The sequence below is a fragment of the Sphingorhabdus lacus genome (genome assembly GCF_009768975.1).
Classification (GTDB): Bacteria; Pseudomonadota; Alphaproteobacteria; order Sphingomonadales; family Sphingomonadaceae; genus Sphingorhabdus_B; species Sphingorhabdus_B lacus.
Genome location: NZ_CP035733.1, coordinates 3,186,801 through 3,206,427 on the forward strand (window position 1 = coordinate 3,186,801; position 19,627 = coordinate 3,206,427).

The window sequence follows — 19,627 nt, forward strand, 5'->3', positions numbered from 1 at the left end:
TTGCGATTCGCACCCATGCAAGGGCGCAGGGGCTGGAGAGTTTTCTCCGGCCTTTTTTGTGCGCGTGTCGGGCGTTGGACCACTTCAAGGAATAGGCATGAATATCTTCGGTTGGAAATCAACCGGGCGCGGGTTGCTGCGTCCGGGGAAAATGCGTGTGCAACAGGACCGGCTTTCGGGGGTTCGCACCGCCGCTATGACAGCGCTCGGCGAATGGCCCCGTTCCTATGAGGCTCAGGTGCGTGAGTTGTACCTTGCCAATGCAATTGCCCAGCGCGCGGTGGGTCTGGTGACCGATGGCGTGGCATCGGCGCCGTTGCTGCCGTGCGATCCGGTTGCGCTGGGGTTGATCCGGGCGCGAACTGCGGGGCAGGCACTGCTCGAAACAGTGGCAACGCATTTGCTGTTGCACGGCAATGCCTATGTCGAGATTTTGCCCGGCGCCGACGGACGCCCGACCGAGTTGTTCGCATTGCGCCCCGAACGGGTGGCGATCGAGGCGGACAGCCGGGGTTGGCCCATGGCTTATATTTATCGCGTATCCGGGGCGACGTCGCGGCTGCCGGTGGAACAGGTGATCCACCTGCGCGCGCTGCATCCGCTGGATGACCATTATGGGCTGGGTGCGATGGGGGCGGCAGCCGGGGCTATGGCGATCCACAACGCCGCAACGCGTTGGAACAAGGCCTTGCTCGACAATGCGGCGCGACCATCTGGCGCGCTGGTTTATGAAGCAGGCGAGGCAGGGACGTTGACCACCGAGCAATATGCCCGGCTGAAGGAAGAGCTGGTGACCAGTTATCAAGGGGCAGGCAACGCCGGACGGCCCATGTTGCTTGAAGGTGGGTTGAGCTGGCAGCCAATGGCGCTGACCCCGGCGGAGATGGACTTTGCCGGATTGAAAGAGGCGGCGGCGCGCGAAATTGCGCTGGCCTTTGGGGTGCCGCCCGTGCTGCTCGGCCTGCCCGGCGATGCGACCTACGCCAACTACCGCGAGGCAAACCGCGCGCTGTGGACGCAGGGCATCCTGCCGCTGGCGCACAAGCTGCTCGATGCGCTGGCACAAGGGCTGCAGCCCTGGTTCGACGGGCTGCAATTTACGATTGACCTTAATATCTTGTCTGCCCTGTCCGAAGATCGCGAACGGTTATGGGCACAGGTCGGAGTTGCGGATTTTCTGACGGCGGAAGAAAAACGGGAAATGCTGGGCTTGAATTAGCCCGTGCTGCATTTCCAGCGGGCATAGTCCCATTCGCCGCCGATATTGTTGCAGCTTTGGATACCTTCATGCTGCAGCAACCAATAGCCGCCGGCCACCAAAGCCAAGATGCATAAGGTCAAGAAGATCCACCGGCCCATTCGACGGACATAACCCATTTCGGACCGAAATACATAGAGGAATCACACATGGCAGAAGAGAATTTGAAAGGCCTGTTGGAGCAGGCCTCCGAAAGTGGTGCGCGTCGTGCACTGGCCGGACTGGGGCTGGATGACAGCCATGCCGCAAAGGACATGGGCGAACTGCGCGAGTTGTTGTCGGCGTGGCGCGATGCCAAGCGTTCGGCGCGCAAGGCGGCCATTGGCTGGCTGGTCCGCATGGCGCTTGCGCTGTTGCTGATCGGGCTGGCGGTCAAACTCGGCTTGCCGGGTCTGGTCCTGCAATGAGGATCGCGGGCTATGCCGCCATTTTCGATGCGCCCGACCGGGGCGGCGATGTCGTGCGCAAGGGTGCGTTCGGGCGGGTCGCGGCGGCGGGATTGCCGCTGTTGTGGCAACATGACGGTGCGCGCCGCATCGGTACGGTCGAAAGCCTTTCCGAAGACGGACGCGGCCTGCGCATGATCGCGCGCGTGGATGACGCGGCTGTGCCCGTGCGCGCCGGGTGCGGCCTGTCCTTTGGCTATCGCGTTCGCGCGATGCAGCGCGGGACCTATCGCGAACTCACCGACCTCGACCTGATCGAGGTCAGCATTGTTACCCACCCCATGCAACCGCTCGCGCGGGTTCTGGCGGTGTCTTAGTCACCGTCTGGAGCAACGGATCAGGATGCTGGCGGTCTAATTCCCCGCGCCTTGCCCTGCACTAAACTGAATTGCGAAGTTTTCGCTTTTGCATTTGGTGATAGATTGCGAGGAACCGGGCGGGATTGGCGCCTCTTTCGCAGTTTTTCCTTCATCCGGCTTTTCGAAGCTTGCGTGCAGCTCTTTCGGCTTTTCCTCGGTAGGCAACAAGCAGGGGCTGGCGACGGCTACAACATTTCCGCCTTCTTCAACGATCGTCCGACCATCACCTGATATCCGGTAGATTTGCCCGCTGAAAGTCGCCTTCGGGGCTGGCATTCCGAGAATTTCTGCGATGCGCTTGGCCTGCGCTTTCGCAGCGCACGATTCGTCGAAGGGCGGAATGGCCGTTGGTTCCGTGGGGCAGACGACGATGTCAGGGCCTTCATCAAAGGGACTCGCCGCTGTTGGCGGTGCATCGGCCGCACCCAGTAACATCATCAAAAACAACATGAATCGTCTCTCCCACGGTTCAATTATTTATGAAAGGAACTATATCCATGCCAGCCGAAAAGGGAAGCACCTTCCTGTTGAAGGTCGGGGACGGCGCAACGACGCCTGTTTTTAGCACGGTCGCCGGATTGCGGACGACGCAATTGTCGATCAACGGGGACGCCGTTGTCATCACGCACAAGGGGTCCGGCGCCTGGCACGAACTGACGTTGAGGGGGATTTGGATAAATTTCGGTTGGTCGATGTTGTTGCTTTGGGCGTCTGGGCGGAAAAATCGGGTCGGATTGTAATCTGGTCCATGTCCAAGGAACGTGGATTTCAGCACCCGCCATTGCGGACCCGTCTGGTGGTCTGACAGTCGATGCAGAAGCGCGTGCGGCGATTAAACTGCTGTTGGACCATTTTCGGTCGTTAGGCCATGTTACCCGTTGAACTATTGCGTAAAAACTGTCTGCAGAAAATGGGCTTTTTTCGTCAAATAGCGACATTTCAGCAACAGTATAACGACATAGTTGCTTGCATCAATGGAACAGAATCGATAGACCTGCGTTCTCGAATTTCCGTTCCTAAGATAGAAAAGGGGAAAGTTGATGCGTAAGTTAGCCATAGGTTTGGCGCTCGCTTCTACTGCTCTGGCATCACCGGCTTTGGCCCGCGACGACCAGTGGTATGTCGGAGTTGATGGCGGTGCCATGATTGTTGAAGATATGCAGTTGGACATCGCAGGCGTAAATGACGCCGCGTCGCTCGACACTGACACCGGTTATGATTTCGGTGGCGTTGTTGGTTACGACTTTGGCGGTTTCCGTTTGGAATCAGAAGTATCGTATCGTGAAGCTGATATCTCTCAGTTCGCAAGCGCGACCCGTCAGATCACGGGCGGTACTACAACTGCTCTTGCTGCCGGCGGTACATATGACGTTGGTGGCGACGCAAATGCGTTGAGCTTCATGGTCAATGGTCTTCTGGACTTTGGCGATGACGACGGCATCCAAGGCTTCGTCGGCGGTGGCGTCGGTGTTGCTCGTGTTGATCTTCAGACCGTATTGGGCGCGCCTTCGTGGCTCGACGATTCGGACACAGGTTTCGCATGGCAGGTTCTGGCTGGCGTTCGTGCGCCGATCAGCGACAACTGGGATGTTGGCCTGAAATATCGCTTCTTCAACGCTGACAATGTCAACGTCGTAGATCGTCTGGGCCGTGACGTGGATACACGTTTCCGTTCGCACAGCGTCATGGGCAGCCTGATTTATAACTTCGGTGGCGCGCCTGAGCCAGTGGTTGTGGCACCTCCGCCACCTCCTCCGCCTTATGTTGCTCCTCCACCACCCCCGCCACCCCCACCGCCGCCACCTGCGCCGGTGTGCAACTCGGGTCCTTACATCGTGTTCTTCGATTGGGATAAGTCGAACCTGCGTCCTGACGCGGCTTCGGTTCTGGACAACGCCGTTGCCCAGTACGCCAATTGCGGCAATGCGAAGGTCATGTTGGCTGGACACGCAGACAAGTCGGGTACGGCAACGTACAACGTCGGTCTGTCGCAACGTCGTAACACGACCGTTCGTGCATACCTTGAGTCCAAGGGTGTTGCTGGCGGCGCGATTTCGTCGGAAGCATTCGGTGAAACCGCACCTCTGGTACAGACCGCTGATGGTGAGCGTGAACCGCAAAACCGTCGCGTGGAAGTCACCTACGGTCCCGGTTCGGGCATGTAATCTTCGGATTACCGAACAAGACATGAAGAAGGGCTGGTCGAAAGACCGGCCCTTTTTTTGGCTAGAACATGCGCTGAAAATTCAGGCAAGTGCTTGCGCACATAGAGCGTGGATAATGGCTTTCGGCCGCGCCGATATTAGGCTGCGGCTTTACCCTTTGCCAGATGACTGCCCGCAGCAGCATCAATCAGTCGCGTTTCAAGCGACTTGAGCCGAGACCGGCTCTCAATCTTTCCACCAAACAGATCGGTCACATAAAATGTGTCGACCGCCCGTTCGCCATATGTCGCAATATGCGCGCTGTGCAGCGTTACCTTGGATTCAAACAGCGCTTGCGCCAGATTATTCAGCAATGCCGGCCGGTCGAGCGCGTTGACCTCGACAACGGTGAACCGGTTCGATGCCAGATTATCGATGAAGACCGACGGCGCAATTTTGAACGCATCGGCACGGCGCAAGGCTTTGGGCTTGGCGTCGAGTTGCGCCATCAGTTTTGCCCGGTTGGTCAGGGCATCCTGGATATTGCGCGACAGCCGGTTCAATTGCCCCTGTTCGCGGAAAGGCCGACCGATCGGGTCCTGGATCAGGAAGTTGTCGACCGCCATGCCATCGCTGCTCGTGTGGATGCGCGCATCGATGATGTTTCCGCCGGCCAAATGGATCGCGCCAGCGATACGGTAAAACAGCCCGGGATGGTCGGCCGCATATACCGTCACCAATGTCGCGCCGCGTTCCGGATAATAGCAGGCGTCAATGGCGAGATCGGCGTCCTTATTGGCGAGCAGATGCTTCGCATTGCGGGCGATGATGTCGGAAGGCTCGGCAATCCAATAGGCATCGGGCAGGCGCTTTGCCAATTTGGTGAATTCGGGTGCGGGCAGGTTGAGTAGCTTTTCGAGTTGCTGTTTCTTCGCGGCAATCCGTTCCTCACGCCCGCGCTGCTTATGGCCGAGGCGCAGCACTTCCTCGGTCGCTTCATAGAGGTCGGATAACAGCTGCCGCTTCCAGCTATTCCACACGCCGGGCCCTACGGCGCGAATGTCCACGACCGTCAGGACCAGCAACAGCCTTAAGCGCTCTGGCGACTGAACGGCTTGGGCAAAGTCCAATATCGTTTTAAAATCGGCCAAATCGCGTTTGAACGCGGTAGCCGACATCAGCAAATGATAGCGCACAAGCCAGGCAACCGTCTCGGTTTCCGCCGGGTTCAGCCCGAGCCTCGGGCAGAGATTTTCGGCAACCTCCGCTCCCAAGACACTGTGATCCCCGCCGCGCCCTTTGGCGATATCGTGCAACAGCGTCGCGACAAACAGCACACGTCGGCTTACAATTTGACGCATGATCGCGGTCGATAGCGGGTGGTCCGCCTTCAACTCGCCCGATTCAATTTCCGCCAGCAGGCCAATGGCCCGTATTGAATGTTCGTCCACTGTATAATGGTGGTACATATCGAACTGCATCTGCGCGACGACGCGCCGGAAATCGGGAATGAAGCGCCCGAATACCGTCGATTCATTCATCCAACGCAGCACCGTTTCGGGGTCACGCGGCGAGCATAGAACATCCAGAAACAGCGCATTGGCCCGGGGATTACGCTGCACCGACCGGTCGATCAGGCGGGCATCACGCTGGGCCGCGCGCATCGCCAGCGGGTGGATTTCCAACCCGTGCAAATCCGCAAGCTGGAATATCTCCAAAAGCCGGACCGGGTCCTCTTCAAAATAGCCATCATGGGGCAAGGCGAGCCGTCCGCGATCGAGCTGGAAGCCATTCAGCTTGCGCGGCTTGCGCGTGAAAGTCGGCAGAAAGCGCCGCCCCTTCTTCGCCATGGCCTCGTCCAGATGCGCAAGAAACAGGCCGGTCACATCGCCGACCGTTTTGGCGTTGAGGAAATAATATTGCATGAAACGCTCGACGGTTGACCGTCCGGGACGATCGGCAAAGTTCATCCGCTCGGCGACTTCCCGCTGCAGGTCAAAGGTCAGGCGGTCTTCGGCACGGTTGGTGATGGCGTGCATGTGGCAGCGCACCGCCCACAGGAAATTCTCTGCCTTGCGGAATCGACGATATTCATCCGCAGTCAGCAGGCCCACGCCAACCAGATCGGAAGCGGACGAAACCTGGTGGATATATTTCCCGATCCAGTAGAGCGTGTGCAAGTCGCGTAAACCGCCTTTGCCGTCCTTGATATTGGGCTCCACGACATATCGGCTGTCGCCCATGCGCTTATGCCGCTCGTCGCGCTCGATCATTTTCAGCCGGACAAATTCCGACGCTGTCTTGCCAACGACCTCGCTCCAGAACCTGCGGCTGGCCTGTTCGTATATGTCGCGGTCGCCCCAAACGAAGCGGCTTTCAAGCAGCGCCGTGCGGATGGTCAGATCCTCTTGCGCCATTTTGACCGTCTCATCCAGCGACCGGCTGGACTGGCCGACTTTCAGCCCCAAATCCCAGAGAAGATAGAGTATCGCCTCGACCACCTGCTCGGTCCATGAGCTGCGTTTGAAGGGTGTCACAAAGGCGATGTCGACATCGCTATGCGGCGCCATCTCTCCGCGGCCATAGCCGCCGACGGCCAAAACCGCGATCCGTTCGGACGCAGACCTGTTGGCCGCGGGATAGACATGTACGGTCACATAATCGTAGATCAGCCGGACAATCTGGTCGATCAGAAAGGCCTGCTCGGTCGCTGCGCGATAGCCTTGCGAGGGATGCGCCTGCAAGCGACGGTCAATCTCTGCCCGGCCCTGCGCCAAGGCGGCTTGCAACTGTTCCAGCACGCGTCCGCGCTGGGTCCGGGTTTCGCGTTCCGACGCAATTTCGTCCAGCGTTTCCGCCAGCGATTTCCGGTCGATAATATCGCGCTGCTTAACAATATGATCCGCTGTCGAAGCCATAGGGCCTCCTATACCCCTATTTCATCGGGGTCGAACCAAAATGCAGGCCGGTGCCCAAAGTTAGACAGGCGTACCGACCTTTGCATTATATTCGCGGCGCAACGTGACCCGGTCGATCTTCTGCGTGCCAAGACGCGGAAGCGGTTCTGGCGCCTGCCAATAATGCACCGGAATCTTGAATGGTGCGAGGCGGGGGGCCAGAAAGGCTTTCAGATCTTCTTCCGTCAGGGCCACGCCATCCTTGGTGTGGTAGACGATACCCGGGACTTCGCCATATTTGTCATCGGCAATGCCGAACACCGACAGTTCAACGATCGAGTCATGCTCATAGGCGGCGGCTTCGACTTCGGGGCAGCTGATATTCTCGCCGCCGCGGATGATGATGTCCTTCTTGCGGTCGACGATGAACAGATAGCCGTCTTCATCCAGATAGCCGATGTCGCCGGTGCGGAAAAAGCCGTCCTTGGTAAAGGCGTCGCTGGTGGCTTTTTCATTGTCCCAATAGCCGTTGAAATTGGCGATGGTCCGGATGCAGACCTCGCCCCGTTCGCCCTGCGGCATGCGGTTGCCATCGTCGTCCAGCATTTCGACCTCGACCAAGGGTTTGGTCGCAGGGCCGGTGCTGGTGGGCTTCAACAGATAGTTTTCCGTGAAATTGCCGCAGCCCACGCCATTTGTTTCGGTCAGGCCATAGCCGAGCAACGGGTAACCCCAGCTCATTTCCTTGCGGATTTTCTTCACATGGTCGACCGGACGCGGCGCGCCACCGGCGGCAAAGGCGGTGCAGCTCGTCAGATCATATTTGTGACGGTTCGGGTGGGTCGCAAGCTCGATGCTCATCAACGGCACGCCGACAAAATAGCTGATCCGTTCCTTTTCAATGATGCGCATGGCTTCTTCGGCATCCCATTTGGGCATCAGCACCAGCTTGCGGCCAATGGCAAAGCTCTGCAGCACCAACGGCACCGATGCCGTCACATGGAATAGGGGCACGTTGACCAAAGCCGAAGGTTGCGACGGCATGGTCTGGCCGGTCGCGCTCAGCAGTTCGAAGAACACAAGCGTCTGGCCAACATAGCTCATCGCGCCCTGCACAACGGCACGGTGGTCCGAAAAGGCACCCTTGGACTGGCCCGTCGAACCCGAGGTGTAGAGGATTGTCGCATTGTCCAGCGGATCGATCGCCGGCAACGCAGTGTTCGCGCCACCGCCTTGCGAGGTCAACACCGACAGGCCGTCGACCGGCGAGCAGTCATGGCTGAAGATCAGAAGCTGGCAATCGCCGATATCCTGACCTTCCAGACGCGCGGCGCGCTGGGCATCGGCGAGCACATAGCGGCAGCCGACCATGCGGATACCTTCCGCAAGTTCGCCGCCCTGCCACCATCCGTTGAGCAACGTCGCGACGCCGCCTGCCATGATGATCGCCATATAGGCAATGATCCAGTTGGCCGAGTTTCGAGCGGCGATTCCGACCCGGTCGCCCTTCTGCAACTGGCGGCCATCGACAAGCCCGCCCGCCAACGCGCGCGCCGCCGCATAGGTTTCGCCAAAGGTCAGGCGGCAATCGCCGTCGACCAGAAATTCCTTGTCCGCATGGGTCGCGCAGAAAAAGGCGAAATAATCCGAAAGATTTGCTGGGGCCTTCGCCAACATCGGCATTTGGACGCCATATTTTTCGACATGGGTAACGGTAAGGGGACCATCATTCTCCATCAGGCGCGTAATCGTCGCGGTGATTGCAAGGTCCAGTTCGGTCGGCATTATGATTCTCTCCTAAACTCTTTGTGCACCTTCTATTTCGCTCTATAGGAAAGTCAAAATTTACCGAGGATTTCCTGTGCCGTTTGAAATTATTGCGACCGCTGCCAATTATATCCAGTTTGAAAATCTGGGCGTGGGTCCTGTTGCGCTGGATTTGGGCTTTTTCCAGATTCGTTGGTATTCATTGGGTTATCTCGCCGGAATCCTGTTGGGCTACTGGCTTTTGCTCAAGCTGCTCGCCAAGCCCGGCGCGCCCATGTCGCGCGAACATGCGGATGATATGATCCTTTATGCGACGCTCGGCATCATCGTCGGTGGCCGTCTTGGCTATATTTTCTTCTACCAGCCCTCCATTCTGCAGAATCCGGTCGACATCTTCAAATTGTGGGAAGGCGGCATGTCGCTGCATGGCGGCACTTTGGGCACAATCTTTGCCATCTGGCTGCTCGCCCGCAAGTATAAGCTCTCCTTCCTGCGGGTGTGCGATTATATTGCCTGCGTCATTCCCTTCGGCCTGTTCCTCGTGCGCCTTGCGAATTTCGTGAATGATGAACTGTGGGGCCGGGTGACCGATGTTCCTTGGGCAATTGTCTTCCCCAATGGCGGCCCCGAACCGCGCCACCCCAGCCAGCTTTACGAAGCCGCGCTCGAAGGCTTGCTGATGGCGGCTATCATGTGGCCTTTATTCTTCAAGACCGATGCCCGATATAAGCCCGGCTTCCTGTTCGGAACCGCCGCACTTATCTATGGCCTGTCGCGTTTTGCAGTCGAATTTGTGCGCGAACCCGACCAGCAACTGCAATGGCTGGTGCAGGCAAGCGGCCTCAGCATGGGGCAGTGGCTGACCATTCCGATGATCCTCATCGGCCTGTTCCTCATCGCGACCGCCGCCGGGCGGCGCAAGCGCGTAGAGCCTGTTTCGGGCAGCAGCAGTGTCGCCTGACACCGGCCAACTGGCGCTTCGCCTGGCGAAGCAGATTGAGGGTTCCGGCCCGATCAGTGTCGCCGAATATATGCGCGCGTCGAACAATGAATATTATGGCGCGGGCGATCCCTTCGGGGTCGAGGGCGATTTCATAACCGCGCCGGAAATCAGCCAGATGTTCGGCGAACTGATCGGCATGTGGCTGACCGATCTATATTTGCGCCAGAACAGCCCGGCCAACTGCCATTATGTCGAACTGGGCCCGGGGCGCGGCACCTTGGCCGCCGATGCCTTGCGCGCCATGTCGAAATTCGAATTTGCGCCCGCCGTGCATTTTGTCGAAACCAGCGAGACGTTGCGCGCGCAGCAGCTCCAGAATGTGCCGCTCGCCACCTTCCACGACCGGGTTGAAAGCCTGCCCACCGACGGGCCGTTGCTGGTCGTGGCGAACGAGTTTTTCGACGCGCTTCCTATCCGCCAGCTTATCCTGACCCATGCCGGTTGGCGCGAGCGGGTGGTTGTGCGCGACCGGGGGACAAAATTTGCCGCGATGCCCGGCTCCTACCCGATGGACGGGTCGGTCCCCGCTGCGTTCCAGAACTCCCCCGTCGGCAGCATTTTCGAATCCTCGCCCGATGCAGCGACCATCATGTACGAACTCGCAAACCGCATCGCCACACAGGGCGGCGCGATCCTGGTGATCGACTATGGCTATACCCAGCCTGCCCTGGGCAGCACCTTGCAGGCGGTGAAGGCGCATGACTATGCCGATCCCTTCCTCGACCCCGGCACCTGCGATCTGACCGCGCATGTGAATTTCCTGGAGCTCGCCAACCTCGCACGGATGCGCAATCTGCAGGTGGCAGGTCCGACAACCCAAGGCGTATGGCTATCCGCGCTCGGCATCGGCCAGCGCTCCCTTGCCCTTGCCGAAGCGTCGCCCGACAAGCGCGAAGACATCTTCATCGCCCGCGACCGACTCGTCAAAAATGGCGAAATGGGAACCCTCTTCAAAGTCCTCGCCGCACACTCCCCCGACTGGCCCGTCCCGGAAGGATTTGGCGCGCCATTGGGCTAGGGTGCGGCACCGACCGTAAGGAAAACGCGATGCAACGTGCCGTGATTGCCGGGTCGGTCTATTTTCTGTTGCTCTTTGCGTTCGGTTTTTTGCTGGGCACTGTGCGTGTCCTGCTTGTCATTCCCTATGTAGGCACTCTCGTCGCGACGATGCTGGAAGTGCCGGTGATGCTGGCGGCAGCCTATGTTGTCTGCCCACGGGTAATCCGGCGCTTTAAAGTCCCACCCGAACGTCCGGCGCGCTGGGTGATGGCGCTGGTGTTCCTGATCCTGCTCGCCCTGTTTGAATCCGCGCTTGGCAGCCTGTTGTTCAACCGGACCATGGCCGACCAATGGGCAGCCTTGTCGACCCCGGCCGGGATGCTGGGCCTAAGCGCACAAATCATCGCCGCCCTTTTTCCGCTTCGGATCGCTACCCCTTAATCAGCATCCGCAAGGCGTCCTGCATCCAGGTCCATTTCCCTAAGGGTTCGAACAGCAGGTTGAAGAGATTGACGCCCAGCGCCAGCCAGGTCGCAGGGTGATTGAACCGACCGTAACGATGCGCCGCCCAGTACAACAGGGCGATGATTGCGACTGATGTCGCATATATCGGGTAGGTAACTGCCGCCGGGTCGTTGGGCCCGGTTATGGCGACCCATAACACGCCGACACCTCTGCCCAAGGATGGCATCATGATGATGAAAACCGTGGAAATGAGCCACCACGCATGGTCTTCGACCGAACGGCGAAAGCGGATAGATTGGACGATCGCCACGATGAACGCGGACATCATGACCAGCTCCACCACCGCGATGCCGTAGAAGAACCAAGGTTCAAACGCGCCGAACTGTTCGCGCATCTGAGCAGAGTTTTCCGCGTTGGCGATATCACGATGGAGCGCCCCAAGAGCAGTAAAGGCCACGCCGCCCGCGAGGAAGAACCCGATCATGCCATAGGTTCGGTGACGCTCGAATTGTCCCCGTGACGCAAGATAGGGTTGGGAGATGAGGAAGATATACCACAAGGTCGCCGTCCAGTAATGAACGTGCACGGCCCAGGCATTCTCGGTCAGGTCCCCCCAATAATCGGGAAAAATGCCAATCTGCATGATAGCCATCGGGATGAGCATCCACAGGAACAGATCCCGGTAGCGTTCCATTCCAGTGCGCGTAGTCACAGACATCGCAAATCCCCCTGCGCCATCGCGGGTTTCGCGCCGCAACAGCATATTCGTCAGCCCTCCGACGGCAAACAGCCTACTATATTTCACCGCAAAAGCAAAAAACTGGGGTCGAGCCATTTGCGGAGCAGTCGAGACGATATGGGGCATGCAGTTTTTGCCTTAGGATCGAGTCAGCGTCCCCCAACAAATTCGCCAAAACGGACTGTCCGGACACGACAACATTGCGGACGTCGTTCAGACAAGCGATATTTCCCGTTCGTCGCATTTTTCCGTTTGACGCCAGTGCAGTAGCTGAAGGACAACACTGATCTATCCGAGCGATTAGCCAGAGGGCGGTACGAATGAAGTTTCTGAAAGCTGCTGTTGCATTGATGACACCCATCGTCTTGATTTCCTGTGCTGGACCAGCCGCCGAAAGGAATTCGGATTCTAAATTACCGCTCATTGCAAACGCTGTTGCCAAGCCAGCAATGGATTTTTCTCACCCAGGAGTGCTGGTTTCTGATTTTGAACTTGCATATGTGACCAGCAAAATCGCCGCAGGAGAAAGCCCGTGGTCGGAAGAATTTGAACGAGCCAAGAATTCAGATTTAGCTAGCAGAACACCAACAGGACAAACCAACATAGATTCTAGAAATGACCATGAAGCTGATCTTTTGCGTGATGATGCAATAGCCGCTTATACGCAGGCCCTCTTATGGCGATATTCAGGTAATGAAACTTATGCCATTGGAGCGATTACAATTCTGAATGCCTGGGCGGATTTTGAGGGATTTTCGGCAGGCACCGATCAAGACAAGCTTTTGGCGGGTTGGACCGGAGCAACATTGGCACCCGCTGCCGAAATAATGCGTTCCTATCCCGGTTGGCACGCTGATGAAATCATAAACCTCCAATCAATGTTCCGGCGCGCTTTTTATACGCAATTGAATGTTGCCAGTAGCTGGAATGGCAATGTCGATTTGACACAGATTGATGCTATGATGGCAATCGCCGTATTCAACGAAGACGAAGAGCTATTCAACAAAGGCTTGATGCGGTTCAATACCCGTCTACCCGCTTACATTTACTTGGCCGCCGACGGCGCAGCACCGCAAGCCGTTACGGGCGATGACGGAAACATTCAAAAATTTTGGTTTCAACCTAACCGCTGGGTGAACGGCCTGACACAGGAGAGCTGCAGAGACAATGGGCATCACAGCCAATATGGCGTGGGATCAGCGCTGCACGCGGCAGAAACGGCGTGGCACCAAGGCATAGACATATACACCAAAAATCAAGAACGGCTGACCGCTGCGATGGAGCTATTAGCCGGTCAACTTCTGACAGGATCAATGCAGGGAATTTGCCCGAATGATCAGGTCACACCTAATCGGTTCAATACGTGGGAGGTGGGATACAATCATTTTCATGGTCGAAAAGAACTTGACCTACCAAACACTAGAAAATTGATCTTGCAGCAAATTCGGAGCAGTAAGTCACGAACCGATTGGAACCTGAATTACGAAACGCTGACCCATGGCAGACCTGCTATCGCTGCCCCTGTATTACCGAAGTAATCAGCTTCGAAATAGCAGCTCTTCCAAAATCCAAGCCGAAAGCTGACCGTCCGCTAACCACAACATTTTGGTCATTACCGTTAGCGGCTTAGCACATTGAAAGCGGCCATTCGTTCAGCTCATTCGTTCCCGCTGTTTGGGGTTGCGATGGTACAGGGCCACCAGAGCTTTTTGCCAGAGGATTAGCTGGAAGAAAGAAGAGAAAGAAGAAAGACGGGCCGGATGCGGGAGGTGCCTGGGGCTGCATGCTGCCTCGAAATCACCCTCACCCTCCTCCAACGGCGCAGCCCCGCACCACGCCTTCGTCCTTTTTCCCCTTCTTCCTTCCAGCACCCTCACGTAATTTAGTTTCAATTGTAACAAATAATGTTATGACATGGGGCAATAGGAGAATCCCGTGACTGATAGCAAAACACCCCCCATCGCCACCCCTGCCTCGCGTCGTAAACCCAAGGCGGATATTGAAACCATTGGCGGCCGCAAGTTGAAGCCGTCGACGTTGATGATGGGGCATGGCTATGACCCCACCCTGTCCGAAGGCTCGCTGAAGCCGCCGATTTTCCTGACCTCCACCTTCGCTTTTGAAAGCGCGGCGGCGGGGAAGAAGTTTTTTGAACATATCACCGGCAAGCGTGAAGGCCCGGCAGACGGCCTTGTCTATTCGCGCTTCAACGGCCCCAATCAGGAAATCCTGGAGGACCGCCTCGCGGTCTGGGACGAGGCGGACGACAGTCTGGTTTTCTCCAGCGGCATGTCCGCCATTGCGACCATGTTGCTGGCGTTGGTCGGGCAGAATGACGTGATCGTCCATTCAGGGCCGCTTTATGCCGCGACTGAGACGCTGATCGCGCGCATCCTGTCGCGCTTTGGCGTGTCGTTCCTCGACTTTCCGGCGGGTGCGACGCGTGAAGAGATTGACAGCATGATGGATCAGGCCAAGGCCCTGGCCGCCGAAAAGGGCGGCAAGGTGGCGCTGGTCTATCTGGAAAGCCCCGCCAACCCGACAAACGCGCTGGTCGATGTGGAGGCGGTGCGCGCGTCGCGCGATGCGGCTTTCCCGGGCGAGCAAAAACCCGCCATTGCCATCGACAACACCTTTTTGGGCCCGCTGTGGCAGCAGCCCATCAAGCAAGGCGCCGAACTGGTCGTCTACAGCCTGACCAAATATGCGGGTGGGCATAGCGATCTGGTCGCAGGCGGCGTTTCGGGCAATCAGGCGCTGATCAACATCATCCGGCCGATGCGCAATGTCATCGGCACCATTTGCGACCCCAATACCGCGTGGATGTTGCTGCGCAGTCTGGAAACGCTTGAACTGCGGATGACGCGGGCGGGCGAGAATGCGGCGAAGGTCTGCGCCTTTCTGAAGGCGCATCCCAAGGTCGAGGGGCTGGGCTATCTCGGCATGATCGACGATCCGCGACAGCAGGATATCTACAACCGCCATTGCAGCGGCGCTGGGTCGACATTTTCGCTGTTCATCCGGGGCGGCGAAGCGGAAAGCTTCCGCTTCCTCGACGCGCTGAAAATCGCGAAGCTCGCGGTCAGCCTCGGCGGCACCGAAACGCTCGCCAGTCATCCCGCGGCGATGACGCATCTGTCCGTCCCGCAAGAACGCAAGGACGCGCTGGGCATTACCGACAATCTGGTGCGGATTTCGATCGGGATTGAAGACCCCGATGACCTGATCGCCGATTTCGAGCAGGCGTTGGCGTTGGTTTAACGCCAGTCCAATATCGTCCACCCGTTGGCCTTGGCCATCTGGGTGAGCGGGCCGTGGGGGTTGGTGGCGAAGGGTTCGTCGGCGAAGCTGAGCAGCGGCGCGTCGGAGACATGGTCGGAATAGGCGCGGATGTAACAGTCTTCGCGCTTTATGCCCTGCGCCTGCATCCACGCCTTGACGAGGTCGAGCTTCGCCGCGTCGTAGCAATTATGCCCGTCGATCCGCGCCAGCACATGGCCGCTGCTGTTTGTGGCAAGATTGGTGGCGATGACATCGTCAAAGCCGAGCCGGTGGGCAATGGCCTCGACATAGAGGCGGTAGGATGCGGTGGCCATGACATGGCGGTATCCCGCCGCCTTCTCCTCCGCCACCCGCTCGCGCAGCTGCGGATAGACATTTTTGCCCACCACCAGATCGGCATGGCTTTCGAGATAGCGGGCGAATTTCTCGGGCGGGACGCGGTGGCCGATCAGCAGCATCTGCGCAAATTGCTTCAACCGGGCGCGATCCCAGATCTTCAGCGCGTAGAGCGCCAGACCGACGGGCAGCAGCGGCGAAAGGAACAATCGCCACGGCGACTTGTTCAAAGCCATATGCAGCAGGAAGCCATTATAGGTCGCGCGGCGGGTCACCGTTTTGTCCATGTCGTAAATGGCAAGCAGGGTTTTGGCGTCGGTCGTCATGATGTCCCTTCAGGCACAATCCACGCATGAATGTCTACAGACTTGTTATAGTTCGGATTATGCGCCAGTTATACAGACATGGCTGACGCTGCCGACTTTATCCAGGAAACCCTGCCCGACGGCAGCGAAATCGTCCGTTTTTCGGGCAATCTGGCTATCGCGTCGATTGGCGATCTGGATGCAAGGCTGCATGCCTTGCCCGATTCTGTGGCGCAGATTGATCTGGCCGATGTCACCCATATCGATACCGTCGGCGCCTGGCTGGTCTACCGCACGGCGCAAAAGCATGGCGCCGAAATCACCAATGCCGACAAGGATGCCGCCCGCCTGATCGAGGCGGTCAGCGGCGTCGACGATAGCGCGCCCGTCGCGCCGGTGCATGTGTCCTCGCTGAACCGCTTTCTGGGCGAGGTCGGCATGGGCGTGGTTGTCGCCTTTACGACGCTGCTCCATTTTCTGGGCTTTGTCGGACAGGTGGTCAAAGCCTCGATCATATTGATGCTGAACCCCAGCCGGTTCCGCTGGCATTCGGTGGTCCAGCATTTCGACATGGTCGGCGTCCGCGCGCTCGGCATCATCGGGCTGATGAGCTTCCTGATCGGTATCGTCATCGCGCAACAGGGCGCGGTGCAGTTGCGGCAGTTCGGGGCCGAGGTGTTCACGATCAACCTGATCGGCCGGCTTACTTTCCGCGAGCTTGGCATTTTGATGACCGCCATCATGGTCGCAGGCCGCTCGGGCTCCGCCTTTGCCGCGCAGATCGGAACGATGAAAATCACCGAAGAGATTGACGCGATGCGCACCATCGGCGTCGTTCCTGCCGAAGCCCTCGTCGTGCCGCGCGTCATTGCGGCGGTGATCATGATGCCGCTGCTCGGCATTTTCGCATCGTTGATGTCGATCATCGGTGGCGGCCTTCTGTGCTGGATCATCCTCGAAATCCCGCCCGACACCTTCATCATCCGCCTGCGCGAAGTGACGCCCATGACCGATTTCTGGATCGGCATGATCAAGGCACCCGTGTTCGGCGCGATCATCGCCATGGCCGGTTGCTTCCAGGGGATGCAGGTCGAAGGCAATAGCGAACAGGTCGGCCTCAAGACCACCGCCGCGGTGGTGCAGGCGATCTTCCTCGTCATCGTCCTTGACGCTTTCTTCGCCGTGTTCTTCAGCGAAATCGGCTGGGACTAAGCGATGGTGGACGGCAACATCATCTCGGTGCAGGGGCTGTGCAACAGCTTTGGCGACCAGATCATCCACAAGGACCTCGACCTCGATGTCCGGCAGGGGGAGATATTGGGCGTTGTGGGCGGGTCGGGTACCGGCAAGTCCGTATTGATGCGCTCGATCATCGGGCTTCAGGAACCGACCGCGGGCGATATCCATGTCTTCGGCGAAGAAATGATCGGCAAGGAAGAGGATGAGGCGACCGACGTCCGCCGCCGCTGGGGCGTGCTGTTCCAGGGTGGCGCGCTGTTCTCGACCCTGACCGTCGCCGAAAATGTGCAGGTTCCCTTGCGCGAATTCTACCCCGATTTCAGCAGCGATTTGCTCGAGGAAATCGCCCGCTACAAAATCCACCTGAGCGGCCTGCCGCCCGAGGCCGCGCATAAATATCCGTCCGAACTGTCGGGCGGGATGCGCAAGCGCGCAGGGCTTGCCCGGGCGCTGGCGATGGACCCCGAACTGCTGTTTCTGGACGAGCCGACCGCAGGCCTCGACCCCATCGGTGCCGCGAATTTCGATAATCTGACCCGGAACCTCAAGGAAACATTGGGGTTAACCGTGTTCCTGATTACCCACGACCTCGACACATTATATGCCATTTGTGACCGGGTCGCGGTTCTTGCCGACCATAAGGTGATTGCCATCGGTCCCATCGAGGATCTGCTGGCGACCGATCATCCGTGGATCAAGGAATATTTCAGCGGCCCACGCGGGCGCGCTGCACGCAGAGGACATGCAAAGCGCGTCGACAAATAGGTCGTGGACAAGCGGTTGATAGGAAGGCCATAAGACAGGGCGATGGAAACGAAATCCAATTATGTAGTGGTCGGTGCTATCACCCTCTTGTTGCTGGCGCTGCTCGCCGGTTTCACTGTGTGGCTTTCGCGCGCAGGTGAAGGCAGCAAGAAAGAATATGACATTTTCTTCCAGCAGTCGGTGAACGGCCTTGCCAAGGGGTCGGGCGTATCCTTCTCGGGCGTGCCGGTCGGCGAAATCAAAAGCATCGAATTATGGGAACCCGACCCCGATTTCGTCCGTGTCCGCATCACGATCAAGGACGAGGTGCCCATCCTGCTCGGCACCGTGGCCACGATCAACGGCGTCGGTTTCACCGGCGTTTCGGAAATCCAGCTGGATGGCGCGGTCAAGGGCGCGCCGCCGCTGCAATGTCCCAAAGACAATCCCGCATCCGCCTGCCCCACGGGCGTTCCGGTCATTCCCACCAAGCCCGGTGCGCTGGGCGAATTGCTGAATAACGCGCCGCTGTTGCTGGAACGTTTGTCGACTTTGACCGAGCGGCTGACCAACATCCTGTCGGACAAGAACCAGCAGTCGATTGAACAGATACTCGACAATGTCGAAAGCCTGTCGGGATCGCTGGCAACGCAGGCCCCCGACCTGCGCGCCGCGGTGCAGGAATCGCGCCTGACCCTGCAAAAGGCAGGATTGGCGGCGGACGAGCTGGCCAAGGTAGCAGGTACCGCCAACCAGTTGCTCGACAGCGATGGCAAACCGGTCATGGCCGAATTGCGCAAGACATTGCGCGCCGCCAATGGCAGCCTTGCCGCGTTGGAAACCACGCTCAACAACGCCAACCCCGCCATCGAAACGCTGAACACGCAAACCTTGCCGGAGGTCACGCAACTGGCCCGCGACTTGCGCGAATTGTCGGTGTCTCTGAAATCGGTGACCGAGCGGGTGGACCAGAATGGCCTTGGCGGTGTCGTCAGCGCGCCTGCGCTACCCGATTACAAGCCCGATGGCCGGAAACGGAATTGAGATGACCATGACCAAGATTTTGCGAAACGCCCTGTGTGTCGCCACCGCCGCTCTAGCCCTGTCCGCCTGCGTCAGTTTCGGCGGCAAGGCCCCGCCATCGATGCTGGTGCTGACGTCCGACAGCAACGTTGCAGGCGGAACCAGCAAAAGCGGTGCGTCGGGTGAGGCCCTGATCGTCCTGCTTCCCGAAACCCCGCGCAAGCTCGACACCAATCGCGTGCCCGTGCAGGTCGACGACAGCAACATCGCCTATATCAAGGACGCGGTCTGGGCCGATAAGCCGTCGCGCCTGATGCAGATGCTGCTGATGGAAAATATCGCGGCGAAGAACAACCGCCTGGTGCTCAACGAAACCGATGCCGGCGGCAAAGCGCAATTATATCTGTCGGGCAGCCTGCTGGAATTCGGCCTTGATGAATCCGCGTCCGAAGCGGTGGTGGTCTATGACGCGGTCAAGATCAACCGGGGCCAGACCGTCGAAAAGAAACGCTTTGAATCGCGCAAACCCGTCACCGCGATCGACGCCCGCGAAGCTGGCCGAGCCCTCAACGCCGCCGCCAATGATGTAGCAGGACAGATCAGCGCCTGGGTTGAATAGGG

At 58.5% G+C, this 19,627-nt stretch carries 19 protein-coding genes and 1 pseudogene; 14 read left to right on the forward strand and 6 right to left on the reverse strand.

Annotation, left to right across the window (positions count from 1 at the left end; all coding sequences use genetic code 11):
- Positions 1 to 97 precede the first annotated feature (97 nt).
- On the forward strand, positions 98 to 1,219 hold the full coding sequence (locus tag EUU25_RS15240; RefSeq protein ID WP_158902413.1) for a phage portal protein: 1,122 nt from the start codon (positions 98 to 100) through the stop codon (positions 1,217 to 1,219).
- On the opposite strand, the gene EUU25_RS16510 is transcribed toward EUU25_RS15240, so the two are convergent.
- A complete protein-coding gene (locus EUU25_RS16510; RefSeq protein ID WP_222848802.1) occupies positions 1,216 to 1,359 on the reverse strand; it encodes a hypothetical protein in 144 nt (47 codons plus the stop codon). The genes EUU25_RS15240 and EUU25_RS16510 overlap by 4 nt on opposite strands.
- 48 nt (positions 1,360 to 1,407) lie before the next feature.
- Between EUU25_RS16510 and EUU25_RS15245 the strand changes: the two genes are divergently transcribed.
- Positions 1,408 to 1,665, forward strand: coding sequence for a DUF6127 family protein (locus EUU25_RS15245; RefSeq protein WP_158902415.1), 258 nt, complete (start codon positions 1,408 to 1,410; stop codon positions 1,663 to 1,665).
- Positions 1,662 to 2,021, forward strand: coding sequence for an HK97 family phage prohead protease (locus tag EUU25_RS15250; RefSeq protein ID WP_158902417.1), 360 nt, complete (start codon positions 1,662 to 1,664; stop codon positions 2,019 to 2,021). Before EUU25_RS15245 ends, EUU25_RS15250 begins: the two co-directional genes overlap by 4 nt.
- A gap of 36 nt (positions 2,022 to 2,057) precedes the next feature.
- On the opposite strand, the gene EUU25_RS15255 is transcribed toward EUU25_RS15250, so the two are convergent.
- Entirely contained in the window at positions 2,058 to 2,513 is a 456-nt protein-coding gene (locus tag EUU25_RS15255) for a hypothetical protein (RefSeq protein ID WP_158902419.1), read from the reverse strand.
- Positions 2,514 to 2,560: 47 nt separating this feature from the next.
- On the opposite strand from EUU25_RS15255, the pseudogene EUU25_RS15260 reads away from it, so the two are divergent.
- Positions 2,561 to 2,719 (forward strand): annotated as a pseudogene (locus EUU25_RS15260) (phage tail tube protein); the annotation flags it as partial.
- 384 nt (positions 2,720 to 3,103) lie between these two features.
- The gene (locus tag EUU25_RS15265; protein WP_158902423.1) at positions 3,104 to 4,228 is read left to right on the forward strand and encodes an OmpA family protein; all 1,125 of its coding nucleotides are present in this window, start codon (positions 3,104 to 3,106) and stop codon (positions 4,226 to 4,228) included.
- A gap of 137 nt (positions 4,229 to 4,365) precedes the next feature.
- On the opposite strand, the gene EUU25_RS15270 is transcribed toward EUU25_RS15265, so the two are convergent.
- Positions 4,366 to 7,125, reverse strand: a complete 2,760-nt coding sequence (locus EUU25_RS15270; RefSeq protein ID WP_158902425.1) for a [protein-PII] uridylyltransferase — start codon at positions 7,123 to 7,125, stop codon at positions 4,366 to 4,368.
- Positions 7,126 to 7,185: 60 nt separating this feature from the next.
- Positions 7,186 to 8,889: a class I adenylate-forming enzyme family protein gene (locus tag EUU25_RS15275; protein ID WP_158902427.1), complete on the reverse strand. Its 1,704-nt coding sequence runs from the start codon at positions 8,887 to 8,889 to the stop codon at positions 7,186 to 7,188.
- 76 nt (positions 8,890 to 8,965) lie between these two features.
- Between EUU25_RS15275 and lgt the strand changes: the two genes are divergently transcribed.
- The 3 genes from lgt to EUU25_RS15290 are packed head-to-tail and all read left to right on the forward strand — an operon-like array spanning position 8,966 to position 11,314.
- Positions 8,966 to 9,832, forward strand: coding sequence for a prolipoprotein diacylglyceryl transferase (lgt, locus tag EUU25_RS15280; RefSeq protein WP_158902429.1), 867 nt, complete (start codon positions 8,966 to 8,968; stop codon positions 9,830 to 9,832).
- Positions 9,822 to 10,892 (forward strand): class I SAM-dependent methyltransferase, encoded by a 1,071-nt coding sequence (locus EUU25_RS15285; RefSeq protein ID WP_246162773.1) that lies wholly within the window; start codon positions 9,822 to 9,824, stop codon positions 10,890 to 10,892. Before lgt ends, EUU25_RS15285 begins: the two co-directional genes overlap by 11 nt.
- Before the next feature lie 29 nt (positions 10,893 to 10,921).
- Positions 10,922 to 11,314 carry a hypothetical protein gene (locus EUU25_RS15290; RefSeq protein WP_158902431.1) on the forward strand — a complete coding sequence of 131 codons (393 nt, stop codon included), beginning with the start codon at positions 10,922 to 10,924 and terminating at the stop codon, positions 11,312 to 11,314.
- Here the strand turns inward: EUU25_RS15290 and EUU25_RS15295 are convergent.
- A complete protein-coding gene (locus EUU25_RS15295) occupies positions 11,304 to 12,203 on the reverse strand; it encodes a hypothetical protein (protein ID WP_222848803.1) in 900 nt (299 codons plus the stop codon). The two genes, EUU25_RS15290 and EUU25_RS15295, sit on opposite strands and share 11 nt — an antisense overlap.
- A gap of 194 nt (positions 12,204 to 12,397) precedes the next feature.
- Between EUU25_RS15295 and EUU25_RS15300 the strand changes: the two genes are divergently transcribed.
- The gene (locus EUU25_RS15300) at positions 12,398 to 13,615 is read left to right on the forward strand and encodes an alginate lyase family protein (protein ID WP_158902433.1); all 1,218 of its coding nucleotides are present in this window, start codon (positions 12,398 to 12,400) and stop codon (positions 13,613 to 13,615) included.
- A gap of 421 nt (positions 13,616 to 14,036) precedes the next feature.
- Entirely contained in the window at positions 14,037 to 15,338 is a 1,302-nt protein-coding gene (locus tag EUU25_RS15305) for a cystathionine gamma-synthase family protein (protein ID WP_246163018.1), read from the forward strand.
- Here the strand turns inward: EUU25_RS15305 and EUU25_RS15310 are convergent.
- Positions 15,335 to 16,021, reverse strand: a complete 687-nt coding sequence (locus EUU25_RS15310; RefSeq protein WP_246162775.1) for an HAD family hydrolase — start codon at positions 16,019 to 16,021, stop codon at positions 15,335 to 15,337. The two genes, EUU25_RS15305 and EUU25_RS15310, sit on opposite strands and share 4 nt — an antisense overlap.
- 78 nt (positions 16,022 to 16,099) lie before the next feature.
- On the opposite strand from EUU25_RS15310, the gene EUU25_RS15315 reads away from it, so the two are divergent.
- From EUU25_RS15315 to EUU25_RS15330, 4 genes are read left to right on the forward strand one after another with little or no spacing between them, the layout of a single operon-like run.
- Complete coding sequence (locus EUU25_RS15315) at positions 16,100 to 17,212, forward strand: ABC transporter permease (RefSeq protein ID WP_158902437.1); 1,113 nt, start codon at positions 16,100 to 16,102, stop codon at positions 17,210 to 17,212.
- Positions 17,213 to 17,215: 3 nt separating this feature from the next.
- Positions 17,216 to 18,004, forward strand: coding sequence for an ABC transporter ATP-binding protein (locus EUU25_RS15320; protein WP_158902439.1), 789 nt, complete (start codon positions 17,216 to 17,218; stop codon positions 18,002 to 18,004).
- A gap of 42 nt (positions 18,005 to 18,046) precedes the next feature.
- Positions 18,047 to 19,027, forward strand: a complete 981-nt coding sequence (locus tag EUU25_RS15325) for an MlaD family protein (protein WP_158902441.1) — start codon at positions 18,047 to 18,049, stop codon at positions 19,025 to 19,027.
- A gap of 7 nt (positions 19,028 to 19,034) precedes the next feature.
- The gene (locus EUU25_RS15330; RefSeq protein ID WP_246162777.1) at positions 19,035 to 19,625 is read left to right on the forward strand and encodes an ABC-type transport auxiliary lipoprotein family protein; all 591 of its coding nucleotides are present in this window, start codon (positions 19,035 to 19,037) and stop codon (positions 19,623 to 19,625) included.
- Positions 19,626 to 19,627 lie beyond the last annotated feature (2 nt).

Excerpts from the sequence above, each read along its gene's own strand:
- EUU25_RS15240 (WP_158902413.1), top strand. The coding sequence starts at position 98 with ATGAATATCTTCGGTTGGAAATCAACCGGGCGCGGGTTGCTGCGTCCG.
- EUU25_RS16510 (WP_222848802.1), bottom strand. The coding sequence starts at position 1,359 with ATGGGCCGGTGGATCTTCTTGACCTTATGCATCTTGGCTTTGGTGGCC.
- EUU25_RS15245 (WP_158902415.1), top strand. The coding sequence starts at position 1,408 with ATGGCAGAAGAGAATTTGAAAGGCCTGTTGGAGCAGGCCTCCGAAAGT.
- EUU25_RS15250 (WP_158902417.1), top strand. The coding sequence starts at position 1,662 with ATGAGGATCGCGGGCTATGCCGCCATTTTCGATGCGCCCGACCGGGGC.
- EUU25_RS15255 (WP_158902419.1), bottom strand. The coding sequence starts at position 2,513 with ATGTTGTTTTTGATGATGTTACTGGGTGCGGCCGATGCACCGCCAACA.
- EUU25_RS15265 (WP_158902423.1), top strand. The coding sequence starts at position 3,104 with ATGCGTAAGTTAGCCATAGGTTTGGCGCTCGCTTCTACTGCTCTGGCA.
- EUU25_RS15270 (WP_158902425.1), bottom strand. The coding sequence starts at position 7,125 with ATGGCTTCGACAGCGGATCATATTGTTAAGCAGCGCGATATTATCGAC.
- EUU25_RS15275 (WP_158902427.1), bottom strand. The coding sequence starts at position 8,889 with ATGCCGACCGAACTGGACCTTGCAATCACCGCGACGATTACGCGCCTG.
- EUU25_RS15290 (WP_158902431.1), top strand. The coding sequence starts at position 10,922 with ATGCAACGTGCCGTGATTGCCGGGTCGGTCTATTTTCTGTTGCTCTTT.
- EUU25_RS15295 (WP_222848803.1), bottom strand. The coding sequence starts at position 12,203 with ATGCCCCATATCGTCTCGACTGCTCCGCAAATGGCTCGACCCCAGTTT.
- EUU25_RS15300 (WP_158902433.1), top strand. The coding sequence starts at position 12,398 with ATGAAGTTTCTGAAAGCTGCTGTTGCATTGATGACACCCATCGTCTTG.
- EUU25_RS15310 (WP_246162775.1), bottom strand. The coding sequence starts at position 16,021 with ATGACGACCGACGCCAAAACCCTGCTTGCCATTTACGACATGGACAAA.
- EUU25_RS15315 (WP_158902437.1), top strand. The coding sequence starts at position 16,100 with ATGGCTGACGCTGCCGACTTTATCCAGGAAACCCTGCCCGACGGCAGC.
- EUU25_RS15320 (WP_158902439.1), top strand. The coding sequence starts at position 17,216 with ATGGTGGACGGCAACATCATCTCGGTGCAGGGGCTGTGCAACAGCTTT.
- EUU25_RS15325 (WP_158902441.1), top strand. The coding sequence starts at position 18,047 with ATGGAAACGAAATCCAATTATGTAGTGGTCGGTGCTATCACCCTCTTG.
- EUU25_RS15330 (WP_246162777.1), top strand. The coding sequence starts at position 19,035 with ATGACCAAGATTTTGCGAAACGCCCTGTGTGTCGCCACCGCCGCTCTA.